The sequence below is a fragment of the Segatella asaccharophila genome (genome assembly GCF_054687055.1).
In genome coordinates this window covers 1-1945 of sequence record NZ_BAACAN010000050.1, presented here as the reverse complement: position 1 = coordinate 1945, position 1945 = coordinate 1, and the positions used below count along the sequence as shown (strand labels likewise).

Sequence of the window (1945 nt, the reverse complement as noted above, 5' to 3'; positions counted from 1 at the left end):
CCTAAGCCAATAGCCGCAGACAGCATACCGCAGCCTGCTTATTCTTTTATTGTGTCAAAACAAATAAGTTAAACCTGAATAGCCGATTTATAGGCTGTTCGCAATAAAAACATTTTCGAATGAAACCGTTAAAAATCAACTCCAATATGGAGTTATCTAGTGATGTCATCAATATGGAACCTCAACAGGCAATTTATATCTCTCTGATAGGTGACTATAAGAAACTGGATTATTGTATGGCATGGAAGAAACTGTGGAACCATGTCCGTATGTCTGGTAAGTTCTCTGAAGAGATGGGGAATGGAAAAGGTATCGATTCAGATAAGGTGCATCAGATGCTGGCGGATGGCAGAATTGCCCATGCTGTGATCTATCATGATGATCCTAAATTGACTGATTGCGACAAGAGAAGAGCTGATATCTGTCTTGTGCTGCCGTTTAAGATTGAGCCGAAGGGTGAGATTGGCATTAAGGAAATTGCTGGTGGCCGATATGTGGTATATCATTATCAGGGATCCTACAACCAACTGGATAAGGTCTATGATACCATTTTCGGTAAATATATTCCTGATGGAAATTACAAGTTAGACGAGAGACCTTTGTTTGAGGTCTATCCCAATGATCCGGAATGTACTCCTCCTGATAAACTTCTGACTGAAATTCATATACCTATTATTTAATTACACTTGGGATTGCGATCTTTATGGTAGCAATCCCATAAGATTCTTGTTGGGAGTTTGATATGTTTCACTGGCCAGTCTGAGAATAGACACAACAGGAGTAAAACTTCAGGCACTGGAATATTAATTGTTTTCTTTCTGTATGCGGAATCGGAAAGAGAAAAATAAATCCGTCAAGTGAGTCGGCTCTTCTTAATTGAAGAAGAACTACGGAATTAAGTCACAATCATAATCACTTGGTTTTCTCTTTACCGATAATAACATATAGGTTTACCGAAATAACAGATAGGTTTACCGAAATAGGGTTGTAAAGTTGGTCTTGAATTACTAACTTTGTACAGTTCTTAGTAGAACACAGATTCGATTTACTGTGATTGTTTCTTAATTAATGAATGAAATAAAATGAGAAAAAATGGTTTGAAAGGTCTCTTCTGGGACCATAGTTCATCGTGACCAAAATGGTGCATTTCGCCCCACCAAAATGGTGCATTTTGCTCCCCCAAAATTGTGCATTTTGGTCACGATTATTTACTGCAAATTAATCAATCTGAGGATTGACTTTGATCTGATGACTATTTGATTATGGAAACAGATACATGGCCATGGTAATGAACCGGTTCTTGATAATCTCCAAGGTGACTGCATCCCTTTTATCTGGTTAACTAATTGGTAAATTGGTCATTTTGCGAGTATTTGAGGTCGGAATTTGTTCTGTGCCCCTCCTGCGGGTCACGGATGAACTGGTTTTAGAAATAAAGTTTGTTAAAAGTGTAATTGAGGAGTTACGATGTTAAGGATTATTTCCTACCTTTGCGGATAGAAAACTTGATTACACTGAAAAGTTTTCTCTACCGCCGACTATTTAGGGAGACTGGTATAAGCGGTGTTTTTATCTAAGATGAATATTTAATGTAGAATAGTTATGAAAATGAAAGATTGTTTATTCGTTGTAGTTCTCGCTGCCACCCTCGTCGCCTGCGGTGGAAAGAAGAAGGGCCTGCAGTTTGGCAACAACGAGTATCCCGTATGTACAATAGAGGCTTCCAGTGCTTCTTTGCAAACCACCTATCCGGCCACGATCAAGGGGATCAAGGATGTGGAAATCCGCCCTATGGCCTCAGGTTTCATCACGGGTGTTTTTGGGGGCACCAGCATAGTTCCGTGTTAGTTTACCCAAAGATTAAGGAAACTCTATACATGAAGAAGGGAAGATCAGAGACTCCATGTAGTTGCGCTCTGAATCTCTTGAGTTTGGAGTTGAGTGA

The 1945-nt window shown here is 39.4% G+C and carries 2 protein-coding genes; both read left to right on the top strand.

Going from position 1 to position 1945, the window contains the following annotated elements:
- Positions 1-119: 119 nt before the first annotated feature.
- Positions 120-680 carry an AraC family transcriptional regulator gene (locus ACYRYG_RS13225; RefSeq protein ID WP_460198476.1) on the top strand — a complete coding sequence of 187 codons (561 nt, stop codon included), beginning with the start codon at positions 120-122 and terminating at the stop codon, positions 678-680.
- A gap of 922 nt (positions 681-1602) precedes the next feature.
- A complete protein-coding gene (locus ACYRYG_RS13220; protein WP_460198475.1) occupies positions 1603-1848 on the top strand; it encodes a hypothetical protein in 246 nt (81 codons plus the stop codon).
- Positions 1849-1945 lie beyond the last annotated feature (97 nt).

Bases quoted from the DNA above. Each gene is read 5' to 3' on its own strand.
- ACYRYG_RS13225 (WP_460198476.1), top strand. From the start codon at position 120: ATGAAACCGTTAAAAATCAACTCCAATATGGAGTTATCTAGTGATGTC.
- ACYRYG_RS13220 (WP_460198475.1), top strand. From the start codon at position 1,603: ATGAAAATGAAAGATTGTTTATTCGTTGTAGTTCTCGCTGCCACCCTC.